Source organism: Pseudomonas sp. FP818 (genome assembly GCF_030687335.1).
GTDB classification, from domain to species: domain Bacteria; phylum Pseudomonadota; class Gammaproteobacteria; order Pseudomonadales; family Pseudomonadaceae; genus Aquipseudomonas; species Aquipseudomonas shahriarae.
In genome coordinates this window covers 390,140-411,926 of the sequence record NZ_CP117427.1, presented here as the reverse complement: position 1 = coordinate 411,926, position 21,787 = coordinate 390,140, and the positions used below count along the sequence as shown (strand labels likewise).

Sequence of the window (21,787 nt, the reverse complement as noted above, 5' to 3'; positions counted from 1 at the left end):
GTTTTTTCCCGCTTTTTATCTGCAGGTCGGGTCGGTACATCCTTAGTCATGCCTATCCCGACACCTAACCCATTCTTTTCTCTGGAAATCCAAAAGCCTTGATTCGTCTGCTGAAGTTTTTCGGGTACTCCTTCGTCGCTATCGTTTGCGGGCTGCTGCTCGTGTTCAGCGGCGCCTATCTCTACCTTAGTCCGGGATTGCCCTCGGTAGAGGCCCTGAGAAGTATCCAGTTGCAGATTCCTTTGCGGGTCTACAGCAGCGATGAAAAACTGATCGCGGAGTTCGGCGAAATGCGCCGCACCCCGATCCGTTTCGCCGACATTCCACCCAATTTCATCAATGCCCTGTTATCGGCCGAAGACGATAATTTTGCCAACCACTATGGCGTGGACCCCAGCAGCCTGGTGCGTGCAGCCACGCAGCTGGTAAAAAGCGGACACATTCAATCGGGCGGCAGCACCATCACCATGCAGGTGGCGAAGAACTTCTTCCTCACCAGCGAGCGCAGCTTCTCGCGCAAAGCCACGGAAATCCTCCTGGCGCTGCAGATCGAACGCCAACTGACCAAGGACGAAATCCTTGAGCTGTACGTCAACAAGATCTACCTGGGCAATCGGGCCTATGGGATCGAGGCAGCGTCCCAGGTGTACTACGGCAAGTCGATTCGTGATGCCAGCCTGGCACAAATGGCAATGATTGCCGGCCTGCCCAAGGCCCCGTCACGCTTTAACCCGCTGGCCAACCCGGCCCGCAGCAAGGAGCGCCGCGACTGGATCCTGGGGCGCATGTACAAGCTGGGCAAGATCGACCAGAGCGCCTATGAAAGCGCGGTGGCCGAGCCGTTGAACGCCAGCTACCACGTGCCGACGCCCGAGGTCAGCGCGCCGTATATCGCCGAAATGGCCCGCGCCGAAATGGTCGGCCGCTATGGCAGCGATGCCTACACCGAAGGTTTCCGTGTCACCACGACCATTCCGAGCAACTTGCAGGAAATCGCCAACCACGCGGTGCATGAGGGCCTGATCGCCTATGACCAGCGCCACGGCTACCGTGGGCCGGAATCGCGCCTGCCAGGCAAGACCCTGAGCGCCTGGACGGTTGAACTGGGCAAGCAGCGCTCCATCAGCGGCCTGGATCCGGCCATCGTCACCCAGGTTAAAAAAGATGGCGTGCAGGTCCTGACCCGCAGCGGCGAAGAACATGTGGCATGGGACAGCATGAAGTGGGCCCGCCCTTTCCTGAACACCAACAGCATGGGGCCGATGCCCAAGCAGCCATCTGATGTGGCCCAGGTCGGCGACCTGATCCGCGTGCAGCGCCAGAAGGACGACAGTCTGAAATTCAGCCAGGTCCCGGTCGCCCAGGGCGCCCTGGTCTCCCTGGACCCGCAGAACGGTGCGATCCGCGCCCTGGTCGGTGGCTTCGCCTTCGAGCAGAGCAACTACAACCGCGCCACCCAGGCCAAGCGCCAGCCGGGCTCCAGCTTCAAACCGTTTGTCTACAGTGCCGCGCTGGATAACGGCTATACCGCCGCCAGCCTGGTCAACGACGCGCCTATCGTGTTTGTCGACGAGTACCTGGACAAGGTCTGGCGTCCGAAGAACGATACCAATACCTTCCTCGGTCCGATCCGCGTGCGCGAGGCGCTGTACAAGTCGCGCAACCTGGTGTCGATCCGCTTGCTGCAGGCGATGGGCGTGGGCAAGACCATCGACTACATGACCCGCTTCGGCTTCAACAAGCAGGACCTGCCGCCAAACCTGTCCCTGGCCCTGGGCACCGCGACCCTCACGCCAATGGAGATCGCCACCGGCTGGAGTGTATTTGCCAACGGCGGCTACAAAGTCACGCCGTACCTGATCGACAAGATCGAAAGCCGCAACGGCGACACACTGTTTCTCGCCAACCCACCGAGCGTGCCCAACGGCGTCGTCGCCAGCGATGGCCTGGCTGCACCGGCCAACGGCGGTATCACCATCGAACCGACACCCGGTGCTGCACCCACTGATGCCACGCCGGCTCCAGCCGCACCAGCGGTGGCGGAGCGGATTGTCGATGGCCGCACCACCTATATTCTCACCAGCATGCTGCAGGACGTGATCAAGCGCGGCACCGGCCGCCGCGCCCTGGCCCTGGGCCGTACGGACCTTGCGGGCAAGACCGGTACCACCAACGAATCCAAGGACGCCTGGTTCTCCGGTTATAACGCCGACTACATCACCACCGTCTGGACCGGCTACGACCAGCCAGAAAGCCTCGGTCGCCGCGAATACGGCGGCACCGTCGCCCTGCCGATCTGGATGAGCTACATGGGCGGCGCCCTCAAGGACAAGCCGGCCCACACCCAGGCCGAGCCGGAAGGCATCCTCAGCCTGCGCATCGACCCGATCAGCGGCCGCGCCGCCGCACCGGGCACGCCGAATGCGTACTTTGAACTGTTCAAGAGCGAAGACACGCCGCCGTCGATGAATGAACTGGGCAATGGCGTGGCACCGGGCAGCCCGTTGCCGGCGGATGAATCTGCGCCGATCGACTTGTTCTGATCAACACAGATTCAACTGTGTGCGGGCTTGTGTGGGAGCGGGCTTGCCCGCGAAGACGTCGGCCCAGCAAACATTGATGTTGACTGACCCACTGCTTTCGCGGGCAAGCCCGCTCCCACATTGGACGGTGCACACTCCCCCCGTTTTGCAGCCACAAAAAAAGCCCCGACTCGCAAGAGCCGGGGCTTTTTGTTGGTGCGCTACAACGGCTTAGCCGTTGAACACATCATCCACGCTTTGCAGCGGGTAGTTCTTCGGATACGGCAGGGTTGCCACACCTGTCTCGATGGCGGCCTTGGCCACGGCATCGGAGATCACGGTGATCAGGCGCTTATCCATTGGTTTTGGAATGATGTACTCACGGCCGAATTCCAGCTTGGCGCCACCGTAGGCGTCGCATACGTCCTGGGGCACTGGCAGCTTGGCCAGTTCACGCAGGGCGTTGGCGGCAGCCACTTTCATCTCTTCGTTGATGCGCTTGGCGCGAACGTCCAGGGCGCCACGGAAGATGAATGGGAAGCCCAGTACGTTGTTGACCTGGTTCGGGTAGTCCGAACGGCCAGTGGCCATGATCACGTCATTACGGGTGGCGTGTGCCAGTTCCGGGGCGATTTCCGGATCAGGGTTCGAGCAGGCGAACACGATCGGGTTGGCCGCCATGGACTTCAGGCCTTCAGCGCTCAGCAGGTTCGGGCCGGACAGGCCAACGAACACGTCAGCACCATCCAGTGCGTCAGCCAGGGTGCGCTTGGAGGACGGGTGGGCAAACATCGCCTTGTACTGGTTCAGGTCGGTACGCTCGGACTGGATCACGCCCTTGCTGTCGACCATGTAGATGTTTTCAAGGCGCGCGCCCATGCTCACGATCAGCTTCATGCAGGAGATAGCCGCTGCACCAGCGCCAAGGCAGACGATTTTCGCGTCGGACAGGGTTTTGCCAGCGATTTCCAGGGCGTTGATCATGCCGGCCGCAGTAACGATCGCGGTGCCGTGCTGGTCATCGTGGAATACCGGGATGTCGCACTGTTCGATCAGGGCCTTTTCGATCTCGAAGCACTCAGGTGCCTTGATGTCTTCCAGGTTGATGCCACCAAAGGTGATGGAGATGCGCTTGACGGTGTCGATGAAGGCTTGCGGGCTTTCGGAGTCGACTTCGATGTCGAATACGTCGATGCCGGCAAAGCGCTTGAACAGTACGCCCTTGCCTTCCATCACTGGCTTGGAAGCCAATGGGCCGAGGTTACCCAGGCCGAGAATCGCGGTGCCATCAGAAATCACTGCAACCAGATTGCCCTTGCCGGTGTATTTGTAGGCCAGTTCAGGATCGCGGGCGATTTCACGCACGGGCTCGGCTACACCGGGGCTGTACGCCAGCGACAGGTCGCGTGCGGTAGCAGTGGCTTTGGTGAGCTCGACACTCAGCTTTCCTGGACGAGGATGGGCATGATATTCGAGAGCGGCAGTTTTCAAATCAGACATATCGGCATTCCGCTTTTTACTGTTGGACGACGGACCGCCGAGGATACTCGCCTCGCAAAGTCCCTACAAGACTGGGTAGTCACCGGTGTCAAGGGCCCTGCCCTACGACTTTCGGCCAAGAGCCACGGGATACAAGGCCTACAACTGTTCACAATCGACAGAAAAAATGTCTACAATTTTTCTTATTGTGCCAATTGCAGCATGCCGGGATCGGTCAAGGGGAGCAGCCAGCGCGCCTGGCCACTTTTCAGGCCGCCACGCCGGGAGCGATCCAACACCCAGCCACGGGCCTCGATATCCTGGCCTTGCAGGCGCTTGAGCAGGGCATTGTCGAATTGCCCGACCAGATTGGGTGCAACCCGTAATACCAGGGAGTCCTGCAGTTCGATCCAGATCCCGCCGCGATTGCGTTCGACCTTGCTCACGCGACCGCTGACTACGGCGAAGCCCGACTGCTGGATTTGCCCGGCTTCTTGCACAGGCGACTGACGCCACAGGCCCAACCTGGCTGCGCGCGCACTGCGCTCGGCAGCTTGCTGGCAGGCGACCAGGTCGACATTGGGGGCCACCGCCACCAGGAACCCGAGCCCCTCGGCGAGCAGTTGGGCCTCCAGATTCGCGCCGTTGGCCCCATACAGATGGGCCAGGGTTCGCCCATAACGGTCCTTGCCCTCGCGACCTGGCACGACCCCGACCCGATCGTCGCTGGCATCCACCAAGCCTTGCAGGCGTTGGCGCGCAGCCACGGCGAACGGCTCGTCCGGGCGGCCTTTCTTGCCGGTCTCAGGCGCATTGACGCCGATCATGCGCACACTGCGCCCGTCCTTGAGACGGACGGTGTCGCCATCCACCACGCGCTGTACCTCGAAGGTGCTGACCGCCGCAGGCGCAGGGCAAAACACCTCGGCCTGGGCGGTCGACAGCCAGATCGCAGGCACAAAAAAGGCGCCCGCAAGGGACGCCTTCTTCATAAGCAGGTAAAAGCCCATCAGGCTTTCGAACCTTACTCTGCAGCAGCTGGAGCTTTCTTGCCGAAAGCACCGAAACGGTCGGCGAAGCGCTGTACACGGCCGCCAGTATCCAGAGTCTTCTGCTTACCGGTGTAGAACGGGTGGCACTCGTTGCATACGTCAGTGCCCAGTGGCTTGCACAGGTTCGAACGGGTTTCGAACTTGTTGCCGCAGCTGCAAGTAACTTGGATGGTTTCGTACGCTGGATGGATATCGGCTTTCATGGTGTCTTCCTCAGGCTAGCGTGCCGCCACTCGACACTATTGTCGAATACCGCACGTAATTAGGCCGCGGATTCTACCAGAGCTTTTTAAACGCGCAAGCGCCGCCATGCCCCCTTTCATCAGAAACTGTGGCAGGACACTCCCCTGCGGGTCTGCTAGGCTCGCGCCCTTCTCCACCGCCTGCCATATGAGAACCTCCCGCGTGCCCGACGCCATTTTGCGCCTCGCCCTGCCCTCGCCCCTGCGCCGTCTGTTCGATTATCGGGCGCCTGCGGGTGTCGTGCGGTCGCAGTTGCAGCCGGGGATGCGCGTGCGCGTGCCGTTTGGCCGGCGGGAGATGATCGGGATTCTGATCGAGGTGGCGGACCACAGCGAAGTGCCGGCAGAAAAGCTCAAGCCGGCCCTGGCCATCCTCGATGCCACGCCACCGCTGCCGGCGTCGCTGTTCAAGCTGTGCCTGTGGACCTCCCAGTATTACCAGCACAGCCTGGGCGATACCTTGAGCTGGGCCTTGCCGGTGCTGTTGCGCCAGGGCGAGCTGGCCGAGGCCCGCCAGGAGCGTTTCTGGTCGATGGCCCCCGGCGCGCGTCTGGACGACCCACGCATCGCCCGCGCCCCGCGCCAGCGTGAGGCCCTGGCCACCCTGGCGCAGCATCCCCATGGCGTTGCTCACCAGTTGCTGAGCAAGCTGATGTTGAGCAAGGACAGCCTCGACCTGCTGCTGGCCAAGGAGCTGGTGCAAGTGGAAATCCGCCGCCACGCCCCCGGCGAACGCCATGAACACTGGCTGGCCCAACCGGAATTGCCGCTGAACCCGGAACAACGCGCGGCCTTTGAGGCCATCAGCGCCGGTGCCGACAGCTTTCACGCGTTCCTGCTGGCCGGTGTCACCGGCAGCGGCAAGACCGAAGTCTATTTGCAACTGATCCGCGAAACCCTGGAAGCCGGCAAGCAGGCACTGGTGCTGATCCCCGAGATCAACCTCGGCCCCCAGACCCTGGCGCGCTTCGAGCAACGGTTCAATGCACGGATCGCCCTGGTGCACTCGGCCGTCAACGACCGCGAACGCCTGGAATCCTGGCTCGCCGCCCGGGACGGCGAAGCCGACATTATTATCGGCACCCGCTCGGCGCTGTTCACGCCGATGAAAAACCCCGGCCTGATCATCATCGACGAAGAACACGACGGCTCTTATAAGCAGCAGGAAGGCCTGCGCTACCATGCCCGCGACCTGGCCCTGGTGCGTGCGCGCCAGGAAAACATCCCGATTGTGCTTGGCTCGGCCACCCCCTCCCTGGAAAGCCTGCACAACGCCTACACCGGGCGCTACGGCCTGCTGCGCCTCAACGAGCGCGCGGGCGGCGCCAAGCAACCGCGCTTCCTGCGCCTGGATGTGAAAAGCCGGCCACTGGACAGCGGTATTTCCGGGCCGATGCAACAAGCCATTGGCCAGACCCTGGCGGCCGGCCAGCAAGTGCTGGTGTTCCTCAACCGCCGGGGCTTTGCGCCGACCCTGCTGTGCCATGACTGCGGCTGGATGTCCGAGTGCAACCGCTGCGATGCGCGCATGACGGTGCACCAGCGCTCCGGCGAGTTGCGCTGCCACCATTGCGGCCATGTGGAGCGAGTGCCACGCCACTGCCCGCAATGCGGCAAAGTCGACCTGCGGCCGGTAGGCGCCGGCACCGAGCGCGCCGAGGAGCGCCTGGGGATTCTGTTCCCGGACTTCCCGGTACTGCGGGTGGACCGCGACAGTACGTCGCGCAAGGATGCAATGAACCAGCTGTTCGCCACGATCCAGAAAGGCCAGCCGTGCATCCTGGTGGGTACGCAGATGCTTGCCAAAGGTCATCACTTCCCCCGCGTGACCCTGGTCTCGATCCTGGATGCCGATGGCGGCCTGTTCTCCGGGGACTTTCGCGCCAGCGAACGCATGGCGCAGCTGATCGTGCAGGTCGCAGGCCGCGCCGGGCGTGCCGAAGAGCCTGGCAAGGTGATCATCCAGACCCACCTGGCCGACCACCCATTGCTGATTCAACTGACAGAACAAGGCTACTTCGCCTTCGCCGAGCAGGCCTTGAGCGAGCGCCGCTCCGCCGGTTTGCCCCCCTTTGCGCACCTCGCGCTGTTGCGCGCCGAGGCCCATAAACCGGGGCAGGCCGAAGGTTTCCTGGATGAAGCGTGCAGCGCGGCTGAACGTTTGCTCGGCGAGCTGGGTCTGAGCGGCATCGAGTTGCTGGGCCCTGTGCCTGCACCGATGGAGCGCCGCGCCGGGCGTTATCGCGCACAGCTCCTGTTGCAAGCCACCGCCCGCGCGCCGCTGCATCGGCTATTAAGTAGCTGGTTGCTTGCTCTGGAGCAAATGCCCAGCGGGCGACAGGTGCGATGGTCGTTGGATGTCGATCCGGTGGATTTGTACTGATAGGTAAATCGCTATCGCCGGCAAGCCAGCCTACATTTTGAACGGTGGGCTTGCCCGCGATGAGGCCCGCAGGTCCAGTAACCGACCTTGATGGTTGGCAAGCCCGCCCTCGCACCGGATAATGTCCAGTTTTTCCACCTGCGCATCGCGCGCCGCCGCATGCGGTCGAAAGAGAACACCATGAAAGACACAATTCGCCAGTTGATCCAACAAGCCCTCACCCAACTCGTCAACGAAGGTGTGTTGCCTGAAGGCCTGACGCCGGCGATCCAGGTGGAAAACTCTCGAGACAAGACCCACGGCGACTTCGCCAGCAACATCGCGATGATGCTGGCCAAGCCCGCGGGCATGAAACCGCGCGACCTCGCGGAAAAAATCATTGCCGCACTGCCATCTGATCCGCAGGTCAGCAAGGCCGAAATCGCCGGCCCCGGTTTTATCAATATTTTCCAGAACACCCAGGCCCTGGCTTCGCGCCTGGACGCAGCCCTGGCCGACGCCAAGATCGGCGTGCGCAAGGCCGGCCCGCTGCAGCGCGTGGCCATCGACCTGTCGGCCCCCAACCTGGCCAAAGAGATGCACGTCGGCCACCTGCGCTCGACCATCATTGGCGACGGCGTGGCGCGGGTCCTGGAGTTTCTCGGCGACACCGTGATCCGCCAGAACCACGTAGGCGACTGGGGTACCCAGTTCGGCATGCTGATGGCATACCTGCAAGAAAACCCCATCACCAGCAACGAGCTGTCGGACCTGGAAAACTTCTACCGCGCCGCCAAAAAGCGCTTTGACGAATCCGAAGAGTTCGCCAACCGCGCCCGTGGCCTGGTGGTCAAGCTGCAGGCCGGCGACCCGGAGTGCCTGGAGCTGTGGACACGTTTCCGCGATATTTCCCTGTCCCACTGCCAGAAAATCTACGAGCTGCTGAACGTCAAACTGACCATGGCCGACGTGATGGGCGAAAGTGCCTACAACGACGACCTGATCAACGTGGTCAACGACCTCAAGGCCAAGGGTCTGCTGGTTGAGAGCAACGGCGCCCAGTGCGTGTTCCTCGAAGAATTCAAGACCGCCGACGGCGAACCGCTGCCGGTGATCATCGTCAAGGCCGACGGCGGCTATCTGTACGCCACCACCGACCTGGCGGCCGTGCGCTACCGCAGCGGCGTGCTGAAAGCCGATCGCGCGCTGTACTTCGTCGACCAGCGCCAGGCCCTGCACTTCCAGCAAGTGTTCGAGGTGGCGCGCCGCGCCGGTTTCGTCACCCACCCGATGCACATGGAGCACATGGGCTTCGGCACCATGAACGGCGCCGATGGCCGCCCGTTCAAGACCCGCGACGGCGGCACCGTGAAGCTGATCGACCTGCTGAACGAAGCCCAGGAGCGTGCCTACAACCTGGTGAAGGAAAAGAACCCGGAACTGGCCGAAGCCGACCTGCGCAATATCGCCAAGGTAGTGGGTATTGGCGCGGTGAAATACGCCGACCTGTCCAAGCACCGCACCAGCGACTACAGCTTCAACTTCGAGCTGATGCTCAACTTTGAAGGCAACACCGCGCCGTACCTGCTGTATGCCTACACCCGTGTGGCGGGCGTGTTCCGCAAGCTGGGCAAGGATTTCAGCGAAGTCGAAGGGCAGATCGTGCTGGACGCGCCCCACGAGCAGGAACTGGCGGCCAAACTGGCGCAGTTCGGCGAAGTGCTCAACAGCGTGGGCGAGAAAGGTACGCCACACATTCTGTGCACCTACCTGTATGAAGTCGCCGGGTTGTTCTCCAGCTTCTACGAGAACTGCCCGATCCTGAGCGCCGACGACGAAACGCAAAAGCAAAGCCGCCTGCGCCTCGCCGCACTGGCTGGACGGACCCTCAAGCAAGGCCTGGAACTGTTGGGCCTGGAAACTCTGGAGCGTATGTAAGTTGGCAGCCAAGAAAAAACCTGCACCCAAGCGCGGCGCCAGCCGCTACCAGGCACCGGCAAAACAACCGATCCCGGGCTGGATGTGGCTGGCCATCGGCCTGTCGGTCGGTGCGTTTATCGTGTTCCTGATGAAGCTGGAGCCGGGCCAGGGCGAAGACGTGAAGCGGGTCAAGCAGGAGCAGCAGAAGGCCAGCAAGATCGCCGAAGCGAACAAGACACCGCCGAGCCCGACCGCGCCGGTGAAGCCGAAGTACGACTTCTACACGTTGCTGCCGGAATCGGAAGTGATCGTTCCGCAAGACGCCGTGCCGGAGAAAACCCTGCCGACCCCGCAAGTACCGACCACCCCGGTGACCCCGGCAGAAGCGGCGAAGATCGACACCGCACGGGCCCAGGCCGCACTGGCCGGGATTACCCCGCCACCGGCACCACCGGTCGCCACCACCAAGGCGGCGCCGGTGACCAAGTTCTTCCTGCAAGCGGGCTCGTTCCCCAAGCAGGCGGATGCGGACCGGGTGCGGGCGCAGATTATCCTGCTGGGGCAGACGGTAACGGTGGAATCCGGAACGGTGAAGGAAGCGACCTGGTATCGCGTGCTGGTGGGGCCGTTCAGCAACCGTGAACAGCTGACCGTGGCGCAGAAACAACTGGCGGGCGCGGGCTTTAGCAACCTGTTGTTACAACAACGCCAGAGCCGCTGAGCCACAGCCAACACGGATCAACTGTGGGAGCTGGCTTGCCGGCGATGACGGTGCATCAGTCAATATTTTCAGTGACGAGTGCACCGCTATCGCAGGCAAGCCAGTTCCCACATTGGTTTTATAGGGCTCTCGAGCCTGTGCCTGTGCGCTAGACACCACTCATCCGCGCACCCTTCCTACGGTTGAAATCTCCCCCGCCACCCCCATATGAGTTCCATCAGGGCATTTTCGCCCCGCAGCGTGGAGACTCTCCCCTTGACCACCATCGTTTCAGTTCGTCGCCACGGCAAAGTCGTCATGGGCGGCGACGGCCAGGTTTCCCTTGGCAATACCGTGATGAAAGGCAACGCGAAAAAAGTGCGTCGCCTGTACCACGGCCAGGTCCTTGCCGGTTTTGCAGGGGCCACCGCTGACGCCTTTACCCTGTTCGAGCGTTTTGAAGGCCAACTGGAAAAACACCAGGGCCATCTGGTGCGTGCCGCCGTCGAACTGGCCAAGGAGTGGCGCACCGACCGCTCCCTCAGCCGCCTCGAAGCCATGCTCGCCGTCGCCAACAAAGACGCGTCCCTGATCATCACCGGCAACGGTGACGTGGTTGAGCCCGAAAACGGCCTGATCGCCATGGGTTCCGGCGGGGGCTATGCCCAGGCCGCAGCCAGTGCTCTGCTGAAAAAAACCGACCTGTCGGCCCGGGAAATCGTCGAGACCGCCTTGGGTATCGCCGGCGATATCTGCGTGTTCACCAACCACAACCTGACCATTGAGGAGCAGGACCTCGCGGAATAAGCCGTCGGCTTTTTCCTGCTTGAGGACCACACACCACTATGTCCATGACTCCCCGCGAAATCGTCCATGAACTCAATCGCCATATCATCGGCCAGGACGATGCCAAGCGCGCCGTTGCCATCGCCCTGCGTAACCGCTGGCGCCGAATGCAACTGCCCGAAGAATTGCGCGTTGAAGTAACCCCCAAGAACATCCTGATGATCGGCCCGACCGGTGTCGGCAAGACCGAAATCGCCCGGCGCCTGGCCAAGCTGGCCAACGCACCGTTCATCAAGGTCGAAGCCACCAAGTTCACCGAAGTCGGCTACGTGGGCCGTGACGTCGAGTCGATCATCCGTGATCTGGCCGACGCCGCCCTGAAACTGTTGCGCGAACAGGAAATGACCAAGGTCAGCCATCGCGCCGAAGACGCTGCCGAAGAGCGCATCCTCGACGCCCTGCTGCCACCGGCACGCGCGGGCTTCAATGAAGACGCCGCTCCTGCCTCCGATTCCAACACGCGCCAGCTGTTCCGCAAGCGCCTGCGTGAAGGCCAGTTGGACGACAAGGAAATCGAGATCGAAGTCGCCGAAAGCGCTGGCGTCGATATCTCGGCGCCGCCTGGCATGGAAGAAATGACCAGCCAGTTGCAGAACCTGTTCGCCAACATGGGCAAGGGCAAGAAGAAAAGCCGCAAGCTCAAGGTCAAGGACGCGCTCAAGCTGGTGCGTGACGAAGAAGCCGGGCGCCTGGTCAACGAGGAAGAACTCAAGGCCAAGGCCCTGGAAGCCGTCGAGCAGCACGGCATCGTGTTTATCGACGAGATCGACAAGGTGGCCAAGCGCGGCAATTCCGGCGGCGTTGATGTCTCCCGCGAAGGCGTACAGCGCGACCTGCTGCCGCTGATCGAAGGCTGCACGGTGAATACCAAGCTGGGCATGGTCAAGACTGACCATATCCTGTTTATCGCATCCGGCGCGTTCCACCTGAGCAAGCCAAGCGACCTGGTGCCGGAGCTGCAAGGCCGCCTGCCGATTCGCGTGGAACTCAAGGCGCTGACCCCGGGCGACTTCGAACGCATCCTCAGCGAGCCACACGCTTCGCTGACCGAGCAATACCGCGAGCTGCTGAAAACCGAAGGCCTGGGGATCGAGTTCCTGCCAGACGGTATCAAGCGTTTGGCGGAAATTGCCTGGCAGGTCAACGAGAAGACCGAGAATATCGGTGCCCGTCGCCTGCACACCCTGCTTGAGCGCCTGCTGGAGGAAGTATCCTTCAGCGCCGGCGACATGGCGGGCGCGCAGAATGGCGTGGCGATCAGGATCGACGCCGACTACGTCAACAGCCACCTGGGCGAGTTGGCGCAGAACGAAGACCTGTCTCGTTATATCCTGTAAGGCTTACGCAGGAACCGCTCTGCTTTAATGTGGGAGCGGGCTTGCTCGCGAATGCGGTGGGTCAGTTTATGCAACTGTGACTGACCCACCGCATTCGCGAGCAAGCCCGCTCCCACATTTTAAAGCCGGTTCCTTCAGGATCATCCACGAGCGGTTCCCCCAATGTCTAAAATGCCCACCGCCATCAATCTGCACAAAGCCTCCAAGACCCTCTCGCTGACCTACGGCCCAGACGAGGTCTATCACCTGAGCGCCGAACTGCTGCGGGTGCACTCACCTTCCGCCGAGGTCCAGGGCCACGGCAAACCGATCCTGCAATTCGGCAAGCTGAATGTCGGCCTGACCAAGATCGAACCTGCCGGGCAGTACGCACTGAAATTGACCTTCGACGACGGTCATGACAGCGGACTGTTCACCTGGGACTACCTCTACCAACTCGCCGTACGTCAGGACGCGCTGTGGGCCGATTATCTTGCCGAGCTCAAGGCAGCCGGAAAAACCCGCGACCCGAGCCAGTCCCTCGTCAAGCTGATGCTCTAAATCAAGCCTCTTGCTCATTAGTGGGCATTTTCTAATTTCATCTGCTTGAATGCCCTGTGGTGTGACCAAAGATTGGTCCGCTTGCGCATTAAATAAAACTCGGGTAACCAATGGAGTTGGCAAGTTCCCTGCATTTTACGATGCGGTATCAACGGTCACCCGAGCAGCAGTACCAGGCTTGTGTTGTGCCTCGATAATTGGGTGCACAGCGGTACCCGGTACTCGTCTTTCGGACAATGGAGCGTCGTGGATGAGTAACAAGAATAACGATGACTTGAAACGCCAGGCCTCGGAAAACACCCTGGGGCTGAACCCGATCATCGCATTACGGAAAAAGGATTTACTGGCTTCTGCGCGCATGGTGCTGACCCAGGCCATCAAGCAACCCCTGCACAGCGTCAAGCACGTCGCCCACTTTGGCGTCGAATTGAAAAACGTGGTGTTCGGCAAGTCCGAGCTTGCCCCTGAAAGCGATGACCGTCGTTTCAACGACCCGGCCTGGAGCCAGAACCCGCTCTATAAGCGCTACCTGCAAACCTACCTGGCGTGGCGCAAGGAACTGCACGACTGGATCGGCGACAGCAACCTGTCGGAGCAGGACATCAGCCGTGGGCACTTCGTCATCAATCTCATGACCGAAGCCATGGCCCCCACCAACAGCGCCGCCAACCCGGCAGCGGTCAAACGCTTCTTTGAAACCGGCGGCAAGAGCCTGCTCGATGGCCTCTCGCACCTGGCCAAGGACCTGGTGCATAACGGCGGCATGCCGAGCCAGGTGAATATGGGTGCCTTTGAAGTGGGCAAGAGCCTGGGCACCAGCGAAGGCGCGGTAGTGTTTCGCAATGACGTGCTGGAGCTGATCCAGTACAAGCCGATCACCGAGCAGGTGTACGAGCGCCCACTGCTGGTGGTGCCGCCGCAGATCAACAAGTTTTATGTGTTCGACCTGAGCCCGGACAAGAGCCTGGCGCGTTTCTGCCTGCGCAATAACCAGCAGACCTTTATCGTCAGTTGGCGCAACCCCACCAAGGCCCAGCGCGAATGGGGCCTGTCGACCTATATCGAAGCGCTGAAAGAGGCGGTCGACGTGGTCACGGCGATTACCGGCAGCAAAGACATCAACATGCTCGGCGCCTGCTCGGGCGGCATCACCTGCACCGCGCTGCTGGGCCACTATGCGGCGCTGGGCGAGAAGAAGGTCAACGCCCTGACCTTGCTGGTCAGTGTGCTGGACACCACCCTCGACACCCAGGTAGCCCTGTTCGTCGATGAGCAGACCCTGGAGGCGGCCAAGCGCCATTCCTACCAGGCCGGCGTGCTGGAAGGCCGGGACATGGCCAAGGTGTTCGCCTGGATGCGCCCCAATGACCTGATCTGGAACTACTGGGTCAACAACTACCTGTTGGGCAATGAGCCACCGGTGTTCGACATCCTGTTCTGGAACAACGACACCACGCGCTTGCCGGCGGCCTTCCACGGCGACCTGATCGAACTGTTCAAGAACAACCCGCTGATACGGGCCAATGCCCTGGAAGTGTGCGGCACCCCGATTGACCTCAAGCAGGTGACGGCCGACATCTACTCGCTGGCGGGCACCAACGACCACATCACGCCCTGGCAGTCCTGCTACAAGTCGGCGCAACTGTTTGGCGGCAAGGTCGAGTTCGTGCTGTCCAGCAGCGGGCATATCCAGAGCATCCTCAACCCCCCCGGCAACCCCAAGGCGCGTTACCAGACCAGCGAAAGCATGGGCGAGAAGGCATTGGACTGGCAGGAAAACGCCACCAAGCATACCGACTCGTGGTGGCTGCACTGGCAGGGCTGGCTAGGGGAGCGTTCGGGCAAATTGAAGAAGTCGCCTGCGAACCTAGGCAATAAAGCCTACGCGGCGGCGGAGGCTGCACCAGGGACATACGTTCACGAGCGCTAAGGCCACACTTTTGTGTGATTGCAATGAGATCAAATGTGGGAGCTGGCTTGCCTGCGATAACGGTGGGTCAGCCAACACATGTACTGACTGACCCGCCGCTATCGCAGGCAAGCCAGCTCCCACATTGACCGCAGTAACACTTCACAGGGCTTGAGCATGCCGCAACCGTTCATCTTCCGTACCATCGACCTGGATGGCCAGACCATCCGCACGGCGGTACGACCGGGCAAGTCTCACTTGACGCCACTGCTGATTTTCAACGGCATCGGCGCCAACCTTGAGCTGGTGTTTCCGTTCGTCCAGGCCCTGGACCCGGACCTGGAAGTGATTGCCTTTGATGTACCCGGAGTGGGCGGGTCATCGACACCCAGTCGCCCCTATCGCTTTCCCGGCCTGGCCAAACTCACCGCGCGCATGCTCGACTACCTGGACTACGGCCAGGTCAATGCCGTCGGGGTTTCCTGGGGCGGCGCCCTGGCACAGCAATTTGCCTACGACTACCCGGAGCGCTGCAAGAAGCTGATCCTGGCCGCCACCGCCGCCGGTGCCTTTATGGTGCCCGGCAAACCGAAGGTGTTATGGCTGATGGCCAGCCCGCGGCGCTATATCCAACCGTCCCATGTGGTGCGCATCGCGCCGATGATTTACGGCGGCTCGTTCCGCCGGGATTCAAAACTGGCCGCCGAACACGCAAGCAAAGTGCGCTCGGCCGGCAAGCTGGGCTACTACTGGCAGCTGTTTGCGGGCCTGGGCTGGACCAGCATTCACTGGCTGCACAAGATCAAGCAGCCGACCCTGGTGCTGGCCGGCGACGACGACCCGCTGATCCCCTTGGTCAATATGCGCATGCTGGCCTGGCGCATCCCTAATGCGCAGTTACACATCATCGACGACGGCCATCTATTCCTGATTACCCGGGCCGAAGCGGTGGCACCGATCATCATGAAGTTTCTCCAGGAGGAGCGCTTGCGCGCGGTGATCCATCCGCAGCCGGCGCCCCATAGCCACACCTGAGCGGTATCGGGTCAGGACGACCCCTACGCGCAACTTGGCCAGAACCGACTATGGTTCTGAATTGGCGTGCTTGTTGGCGAATTGACGAAGGAGTGTTGACCCATGCGTGACCGACCCGTAAACGTCCCGGCGCCTACACCCGCCGCGTTCATCAATGCACAAAGTGCAATCACCGGCCTGCGCGGCCGGGATCTGCTATCGACCCTGCGCACTGTCGCCGCCCACGGGTTGCGCAACCCGTTGCACAGCGCCCGGCATGCGTTGGCATTGGGTGGGCAACTGGGCCGGGTGCTGCTGGGTGAGACCGTGCATGAACCCAACCCCCACGACAGTCGTTTCGCCGACCCTACCTGGGCCCTCAACCCCCTGTACCGGCGCAGCCTGCAAGCGTATTTGAGCTGGCAGAAACAAACCCGGCACTGGATCGACGACAGCAGCCTGAGCGACGACGACCGCGCACGGGCGCACTTTGCCTTCTCGTTGCTCAACGATGCAGTGTCACCGTCCAACACCCTGCTCAACCCGCTGGCGATCAAAGAGCTGCTCAATTCCGGCGGCCACAGCATGGTGCGCGGCGTAAGCAACCTGTTCGATGACCTGCTGCACAACAATGGCCTGCCACGCCAGGTCACCAAGCAGGCGTTCGAGGTGGGCAAGACGGTAGCGACCACGCCCGGTTCGGTGGTGTTTCGCAATGAGCTGCTGGAGCTGATCCAGTACAAGCCCATGAGCGAAAAACAGTACGCCAAGCCACTGCTGGTGGTGCCGCCGCAAATCAACAAGTACTACATTTTCGATTTAAGCCCAGCCAACAGCTTCGTGCAGTACGCCCTGAAAAACGGCCTGCAAGTGTTTATGGTCAGTTGGCGCAACCCGGACGTGCGCCATCGCGAATGGGGCCTGTCGACCTATGTGGCGGCGCTGGAGGAAGCATTGAATATCTGCCGGGCGATCAGCGGCGCCCGCGAAGTGAACCTGATGGGTGCCTGCGCCGGCGGCCTGACCATCGCCGCCCTGCAAGGCCACCTGCAGGCCAAGCGCCAACAACGGCGGGTCGCCAGTGCCACTTACCTGGTAAGCCTGCTGGACAGCCAGATCGACAGCCCCGCCACGCTGTTTGCCGACGAACAGACCCTGGAAGCGGCCAAGCGCCGTTCCTACCAGGAAGGGGTGCTGGATGGCCGGGACATGGCCAAGGTCTTTGCATGGATGCGCCCCAATGACCTGATCTGGAACTACTGGATCAACAATTACCTGCTGGGCAAGGAGCCGCCGGCGTTCGACATTCTGTACTGGAACAACGACAACACCCGCTTGCCGGCGGCCTTGCACGGCGATCTGCTGGATTTCTTCAAGCACAACCCCTTGAGCCATCCCGGTGGCCTGGAAGTCTGCGGCACGCCCATCGACTTGCAGAAGGTTAACGTCGACAGCTTCAGCGTGGCCGGGATCAACGATCACATCACCCCGTGGGACGCGGTCTACCGCTCGACCTTGCTGCTGGGCGGCGACAAACGTTTTGTGCTTTCCAACAGCGGGCATATCCAGAGCATCCTCAACCCGCCGGGCAACCCCAAGGCGAACTTCGTCGAGAACCTCAAGCTGAGCAGCGATCCACGCGCCTGGTACTACGACGCCAGCCACATCGAGGGCAGTTGGTGGCCGCAGTGGCTTGAGTGGATCCAGCAACGCTCCGGGGTGCAGCGCGAAACCCTGACGGCCCTGGGCAACCAGAACTACCCACCGATGGAAGCAGCACCGGGCACCTATGTGCGGGTGCGCTGAGCTCAACGATCAGATTAAGAAGACTGGATGAAAACCCGCGACCGGATCCTTGAATGTGCCCTGCAGTTGTTCAACCACAAGGGCGAGCCAAATGTTTCAACCATGGAGGTGGCCAATGAAATGGGGATCAGCCCCGGCAACCTCTACTACCACTTCCATGGCAAGGAGCCCCTGGTACTGGGGCTGTTCGAGCGCTTTCAGGGGGAGTTGGCGCCGCTGCTCGACCCGCCGCCGGATGTGCAGTTGGCGCCCGAGGATTACTGGCTGTTCCTGCACCTGATCGTCGAGCGCATGGCGCACTATCGGTTCCTGTTCCAGGACCTGTCGAACCTGGCCGGACGCTTGCCCAAATTGGCCAAGGGGATTCGTAACCTGCTGACCGCGCTCAAGCGCACACTGGCCTCACTGCTGGCACGGCTCAAGGCACAAGGGCAGTTGGTCAGCGAGACCCAGGCACTGGGGCAGTTGGTGGAGCAGATCACCATGACCCTGCTGTTCTCCCTGGACTACCAGCGGATCCTGGACCGCGAGGCCGAGGTGCGGGTGGCGGTGTATCAAGTGATGATGCTGGTGGCACCGCACCTGTTGATGCCGGCGCGGTTGGCCACCGAGCGTTTTGCACTACGCTACCTGGACGACACACAGCCCTTGTAGGCTGGCGACTTACAAGTCTGCAACCAAGGTTGACGGAGTTACATCGTCATCTATTGCTGTTGCAACTTTCCGCTATTGCTTTTCCCACTTGGCAATTATCACAGGCGCCAATGTATTACGCCGGCAGCCTCTTTGAAGTAACCATCACCGAAAACCCTGATCGACGAATAGCGCATAACGATATGGGTAACTTTGAATACGATCGCAAACACACTCTTGAGCACTGCGTTCACCGGCGCTTTCTTTTCCTTCTCAAGAGCCCCCGAGCCCCACGCCACCTGATGCAGACGGCCAGGGCAGCGAACCACGGGTGGAATTTCAAATTCGTGCAAATACCTAACCAAACCGATAGGTGGCATCATCAAGCTCTGTAACATGATAGGTAACACGAAAGATTGACCGTATGTAACATGCCCGAGTTTTATAATGACGATTAAAGAGTAACGACGTAGCATCATTATAAAAAACGTATTACATATCTCTCAGCGAAAGGGATTCTTGTGGATATCAGATTTCTCGAAAGTTTGATTGCCGTCATCGAGACCGGCTCAATCGCCGCAGCGGCGCGCAGGGAAAACCTTACCGCCCCGGCGATCAGCCAGCGTATCCAGGCGCTTGAACGCTCTCTTTCCTGCGAATTGCTCAACCGAGCGGCCCATTCTGTCGGTCCTTCCGAGCAGTGCCTTGTACTCTTGCCGAGCATTCGCGCCCTGATACAGGGCTGTGCACAACTACATGACGAACTGGATGCGGGCGGGCTGTCCGGCGACCTGCGGCTGGGAGCCGTGTCCACGGCATTGACCGGTATCCTGCCGCAGGTCATGGAACAACTACTGGTCGCGGCACCACGCTTGCGCCTGCGGATCACCCCGGGCGATTCGCGCAACCTTTATGAACAGGTCGTCGCCGGCGAGTTGGACGCTGGCATCATGGTGCGACCGCCCTTTGCGTTGCCTAAAGCCCTGACCCTGGAAGTGTTGCGGCGCGAGTCATTGATGATTCTTACAAAAGCGCCTGTCGAACCCGGTGAAATTGCCTCGACCATTCTCTCCCACCCGCTGATCAGCTATGACACCAATGCCTGGGGCGGCCAGATCGCCCAGCAGTACCTTCAAGACCACCAATTACAGCCAGATGTGCTGTGCAATCTGGATGCCTTGGAGGCGATATCCCTGATGGTCGCCAAGGGCATGGGCGTATCCCTGGTGCCGGCATGGGCCGGGTTGAAGACCGACGATGTGTACGCAACACCAACAAGCCACACGAATGCCTACCAGCGGGAGATCGTTCTGCTCCACCGATCAACCCCGAGGCGGCCCCAGGCATTGAAGGTACTCAACAACCTGCTGATGCAAACCTGCCGCGAATCCGAGACCCCAGGCGAGCCCGACCGTTAGACGTGTATCACTGTCGGTGTTCCACCCGCCAAAAAAAACGCCCGACCTTTAAGGCCGGGCGTTTTTACACGTCCCCCGAAAATCAGGACTGACTGGATGGCGTCGGGGTTGCCGGCGTTACAGTCGGGGTCGCCGCGGCCGGCGTCGGCGCAGTGGCCGAGTTGGTCGCAGGTGCCGGGGTTGCAGGCTTGGCCGCGACAGCTGGCTTGGGCGCTGCAGGCTTCTTGGCTACGGCGGGTTTCTTCGCCGCGGGCTTTGCAGCAGGTTTCGCGGCCGGTTTGGCAGCGGGTTTGGCTGCAACTGGCTTGGTCGCCGGCTTGGCGGCAGCGGTTTTGGCCACTGGCTTGGCGGCAGGTTTGGCGGCAGGTTTGGCTGCCGGCTTGGCCGCTGGTTTTGCCGCAGCTTTGGCCGCTACCGGTTTCTTGGCTGCTGGTTTGGCTGCTGCCGTTTTCGCCGCGGGCTTGGCTACTGCCTTGGCCGCAGGTTTAGCTGCTGGCTTGGCTGCAGGTTTGGCAGCGGCCTTGGCCAATGGCTTGGCCACGGTTTTCGCTGCTGGTTTGGCCGCAGCCGTTTTCGCGGCCGGCTTGGCAGCAGGCTTGGCCGCCGCTTTGACTGGAGCGACTTTAGCACCGGTCAGCTTTTCGATTTGCTTGGTCAGGGTATCGACCTTGCTGTGCAGCGCCTTGACTTCATTGCGGCTAGGCACACCCAGGCGCGAAATAGCACTGTTCAGGCGCTTGTCGAGTGCGCCTTCGAGTTCGCCCCAAGTACCCAGTACCTGTTTTTTTGCATCACTGATACGGGACTTGGCAGAGCTCGCGCTCGCCTTGGCCGCATCGACTTGCTTGCCCACTGTGCTCTTGGTCAACTTCTCGGCCTTCTCGCCGTCTTTAACCAAAGTCTCGAAGAGTTTGCTACCGTCACTGTCGATCTTCGAGTACACGCCTAAACCAGCCAGCCAGATCTTGCGGGAGTATTCTTCAACTTTCCCGACCCAAGAGCTGCCTTCTTTCTGAGTAGTCTTTTTAACAGCCATCCGATGTCTCCTTAGTGTTTACGCGCGACACGTTCGAGCAATGCCGTTAGCTCATCGAGCTTAGCAGAGAGTGTCTCCACGTCATGTTTAGACGCAATGCCGATTCGATTCAAGGCACTTGCAACACGCTCGTCAAAAGCCTTCTCGACTTTATCCAGTTGCACTTCGACGCGACCTTTGACGCTGGAGACATTGCTCTTAACGTAATCAATCTGACTGTTGGCGGCATCAAGTTGTTCATTCACAACTTTTTTGCCTTTACTTTCAACATGTTGACCCGTCTTAACGAGCTCCTTGAAGTACTCGCTGCCTTCGCTGCCGACCTTCGCGTAAGCCCCCAAACCCGCCAACCAGATCTTGCGAGCATAGATTTTAACGTCGCTCAGGGCGCTGATTTGGGTGTCGATTTTTTTCTTCAAAATAACTTTGGCCATGGTGCACCTCACGCATAAAAGGGTGGAGGAACTGCCCACAGGAGTTGAGGGCTGAGTACAAAGTAGGGAGAAAAATTAGAATCGGCACCCTAAGAACGGCGCAATCGACCGGCACCCAATGCGGCGCGCGGTCGCAGATCAGGCCAGGGCCTTATCCAGGGCCTTCTCGATTTCGGACTTGATAGTGCCACTCATGGCCGACATCAACAGACCCAGTTCCACGTCGATCCGTAACGAATCCTCGGCCACTTTCAGTGTGCCTTTGACGCCGGAACGCTTGAGGTTCAACGTGTCGCCAGACCAAGACGGCTCCAGGCCATATTGCTCCTTGAGTTTATGTGCCAACTTCTCGGCTTTCGCCCTGGCAGCTTCCTTACCCAGTGCGTGGGCACGTTCAATCTGAATGCGGGCCATTTGAATGACTCCTCGTTATAAAGACGTATTGAGCACCCTACTCACCCGCCATGCGGCAAAAGGTCTCGGTGGCCACCCATCTTACCTTCAGCCTTGCCAAGACAAAGCATGCCTTGGGGATTA

The 21,787-nt window shown here is 60.8% G+C and carries 19 protein-coding genes; 12 read left to right on the top strand and 7 right to left on the bottom strand.

The features are described 5' to 3' along the window. Positions 1–101: 101 nt before the first annotated feature. Positions 102–2,543, top strand: coding sequence for a penicillin-binding protein 1A (locus tag PSH80_RS01805; RefSeq protein ID WP_370693729.1), 2,442 nt, complete (start codon positions 102–104; stop codon positions 2,541–2,543). A gap of 210 nt (positions 2,544–2,753) precedes the next feature. Here the strand turns inward: PSH80_RS01805 and PSH80_RS01800 are convergent, their stop codons facing one another. The 3 genes from PSH80_RS01800 to rpmE form a co-directional block, all read right to left on the bottom strand. After that, a complete protein-coding gene (locus tag PSH80_RS01800) occupies positions 2,754–4,022 on the bottom strand; it encodes a malic enzyme-like NAD(P)-binding protein (protein WP_057958076.1) in 1,269 nt (422 codons plus the stop codon). A gap of 182 nt (positions 4,023–4,204) precedes the next feature. Next, complete coding sequence (locus PSH80_RS01795) at positions 4,205–5,011, bottom strand: thermonuclease family protein (protein ID WP_305418943.1); 807 nt, start codon at positions 5,009–5,011, stop codon at positions 4,205–4,207. A gap of 14 nt (positions 5,012–5,025) precedes the next feature. Beyond that, the gene (gene rpmE, locus PSH80_RS01790; protein ID WP_029296053.1) at positions 5,026–5,256 is read right to left on the bottom strand and encodes a 50S ribosomal protein L31; all 231 of its coding nucleotides are present in this window, start codon (positions 5,254–5,256) and stop codon (positions 5,026–5,028) included. Between the two features lie 202 nt (positions 5,257–5,458). On the opposite strand from rpmE, the gene PSH80_RS01785 reads away from it, so the two are divergent. The 10 genes from PSH80_RS01785 (at position 5,459) to PSH80_RS01740 (ending at position 18,383) form a co-directional block, all read left to right on the top strand. Next, the gene (locus tag PSH80_RS01785) at positions 5,459–7,678 is read left to right on the top strand and encodes a primosomal protein N' (RefSeq protein ID WP_057437227.1); all 2,220 of its coding nucleotides are present in this window, start codon (positions 5,459–5,461) and stop codon (positions 7,676–7,678) included. A 180-nt stretch (positions 7,679–7,858) separates the two neighbouring features. Continuing rightward, the gene (gene argS, locus PSH80_RS01780; protein ID WP_120734391.1) at positions 7,859–9,595 is read left to right on the top strand and encodes an arginine--tRNA ligase; all 1,737 of its coding nucleotides are present in this window, start codon (positions 7,859–7,861) and stop codon (positions 9,593–9,595) included. A 1-nt stretch (position 9,596) separates the two neighbouring features. After that, the gene (locus PSH80_RS01775; protein ID WP_029296044.1) at positions 9,597–10,298 is read left to right on the top strand and encodes an SPOR domain-containing protein; all 702 of its coding nucleotides are present in this window, start codon (positions 9,597–9,599) and stop codon (positions 10,296–10,298) included. 255 nt (positions 10,299–10,553) lie between these two features. Continuing rightward, positions 10,554–11,084, top strand: a complete 531-nt coding sequence (gene hslV, locus PSH80_RS01770; RefSeq protein ID WP_017738857.1) for an ATP-dependent protease subunit HslV — start codon at positions 10,554–10,556, stop codon at positions 11,082–11,084. A 38-nt stretch (positions 11,085–11,122) separates the two neighbouring features. After that, complete coding sequence (hslU, locus tag PSH80_RS01765) at positions 11,123–12,460, top strand: ATP-dependent protease ATPase subunit HslU (protein ID WP_057437226.1); 1,338 nt, start codon at positions 11,123–11,125, stop codon at positions 12,458–12,460. A gap of 162 nt (positions 12,461–12,622) precedes the next feature. Further along, positions 12,623–13,000 (top strand): DUF971 domain-containing protein, encoded by a 378-nt coding sequence (locus PSH80_RS01760; RefSeq protein ID WP_305418939.1) that lies wholly within the window; start codon positions 12,623–12,625, stop codon positions 12,998–13,000. 250 nt (positions 13,001–13,250) lie between these two features. Further along, complete coding sequence (phaC, locus tag PSH80_RS01755) at positions 13,251–14,930, top strand: class II poly(R)-hydroxyalkanoic acid synthase (protein WP_057958071.1); 1,680 nt, start codon at positions 13,251–13,253, stop codon at positions 14,928–14,930. A 156-nt stretch (positions 14,931–15,086) separates the two neighbouring features. After that, positions 15,087–15,944, top strand: a complete 858-nt coding sequence (gene phaZ / locus PSH80_RS01750; RefSeq protein WP_057437223.1) for a poly(3-hydroxyalkanoate) depolymerase — start codon at positions 15,087–15,089, stop codon at positions 15,942–15,944. Between the two features lie 102 nt (positions 15,945–16,046). Then, positions 16,047–17,729, top strand: coding sequence for a class II poly(R)-hydroxyalkanoic acid synthase (gene phaC / locus PSH80_RS01745; RefSeq protein WP_200659334.1), 1,683 nt, complete (start codon positions 16,047–16,049; stop codon positions 17,727–17,729). Positions 17,730–17,756: 27 nt separating this feature from the next. After that, the gene (locus PSH80_RS01740; protein WP_120731324.1) at positions 17,757–18,383 is read left to right on the top strand and encodes a TetR/AcrR family transcriptional regulator; all 627 of its coding nucleotides are present in this window, start codon (positions 17,757–17,759) and stop codon (positions 18,381–18,383) included. A 98-nt stretch (positions 18,384–18,481) separates the two neighbouring features. Here the strand turns inward: PSH80_RS01740 and PSH80_RS01735 are convergent, their stop codons facing one another. Beyond that, positions 18,482–18,841: a hypothetical protein gene (locus PSH80_RS01735; RefSeq protein WP_120731322.1), complete on the bottom strand. Its 360-nt coding sequence runs from the start codon at positions 18,839–18,841 to the stop codon at positions 18,482–18,484. A gap of 42 nt (positions 18,842–18,883) precedes the next feature. Here PSH80_RS01735 and PSH80_RS01730 point away from each other — a divergent pair, with 42 nt between their 5' ends. Further along, the gene (locus tag PSH80_RS01730) at positions 18,884–19,780 is read left to right on the top strand and encodes a LysR family transcriptional regulator (protein ID WP_370693714.1); all 897 of its coding nucleotides are present in this window, start codon (positions 18,884–18,886) and stop codon (positions 19,778–19,780) included. Positions 19,781–19,862: 82 nt separating this feature from the next. On the opposite strand, the gene PSH80_RS01725 is transcribed toward PSH80_RS01730, so the two are convergent. From PSH80_RS01725 to PSH80_RS01715, 3 genes are all read right to left on the bottom strand, one after another. Next, the gene (locus PSH80_RS01725; protein WP_305418930.1) at positions 19,863–20,816 is read right to left on the bottom strand and encodes a phasin family protein; all 954 of its coding nucleotides are present in this window, start codon (positions 20,814–20,816) and stop codon (positions 19,863–19,865) included. A gap of 11 nt (positions 20,817–20,827) precedes the next feature. Next, entirely contained in the window at positions 20,828–21,250 is a 423-nt protein-coding gene (locus PSH80_RS01720) for a phasin family protein (RefSeq protein WP_057437211.1), read from the bottom strand. Between the two features lie 138 nt (positions 21,251–21,388). Then, positions 21,389–21,664, bottom strand: coding sequence for a polyhydroxyalkanoic acid system family protein (locus PSH80_RS01715; protein WP_038445377.1), 276 nt, complete (start codon positions 21,662–21,664; stop codon positions 21,389–21,391). Positions 21,665–21,787: the final 123 nt, after the last annotated feature.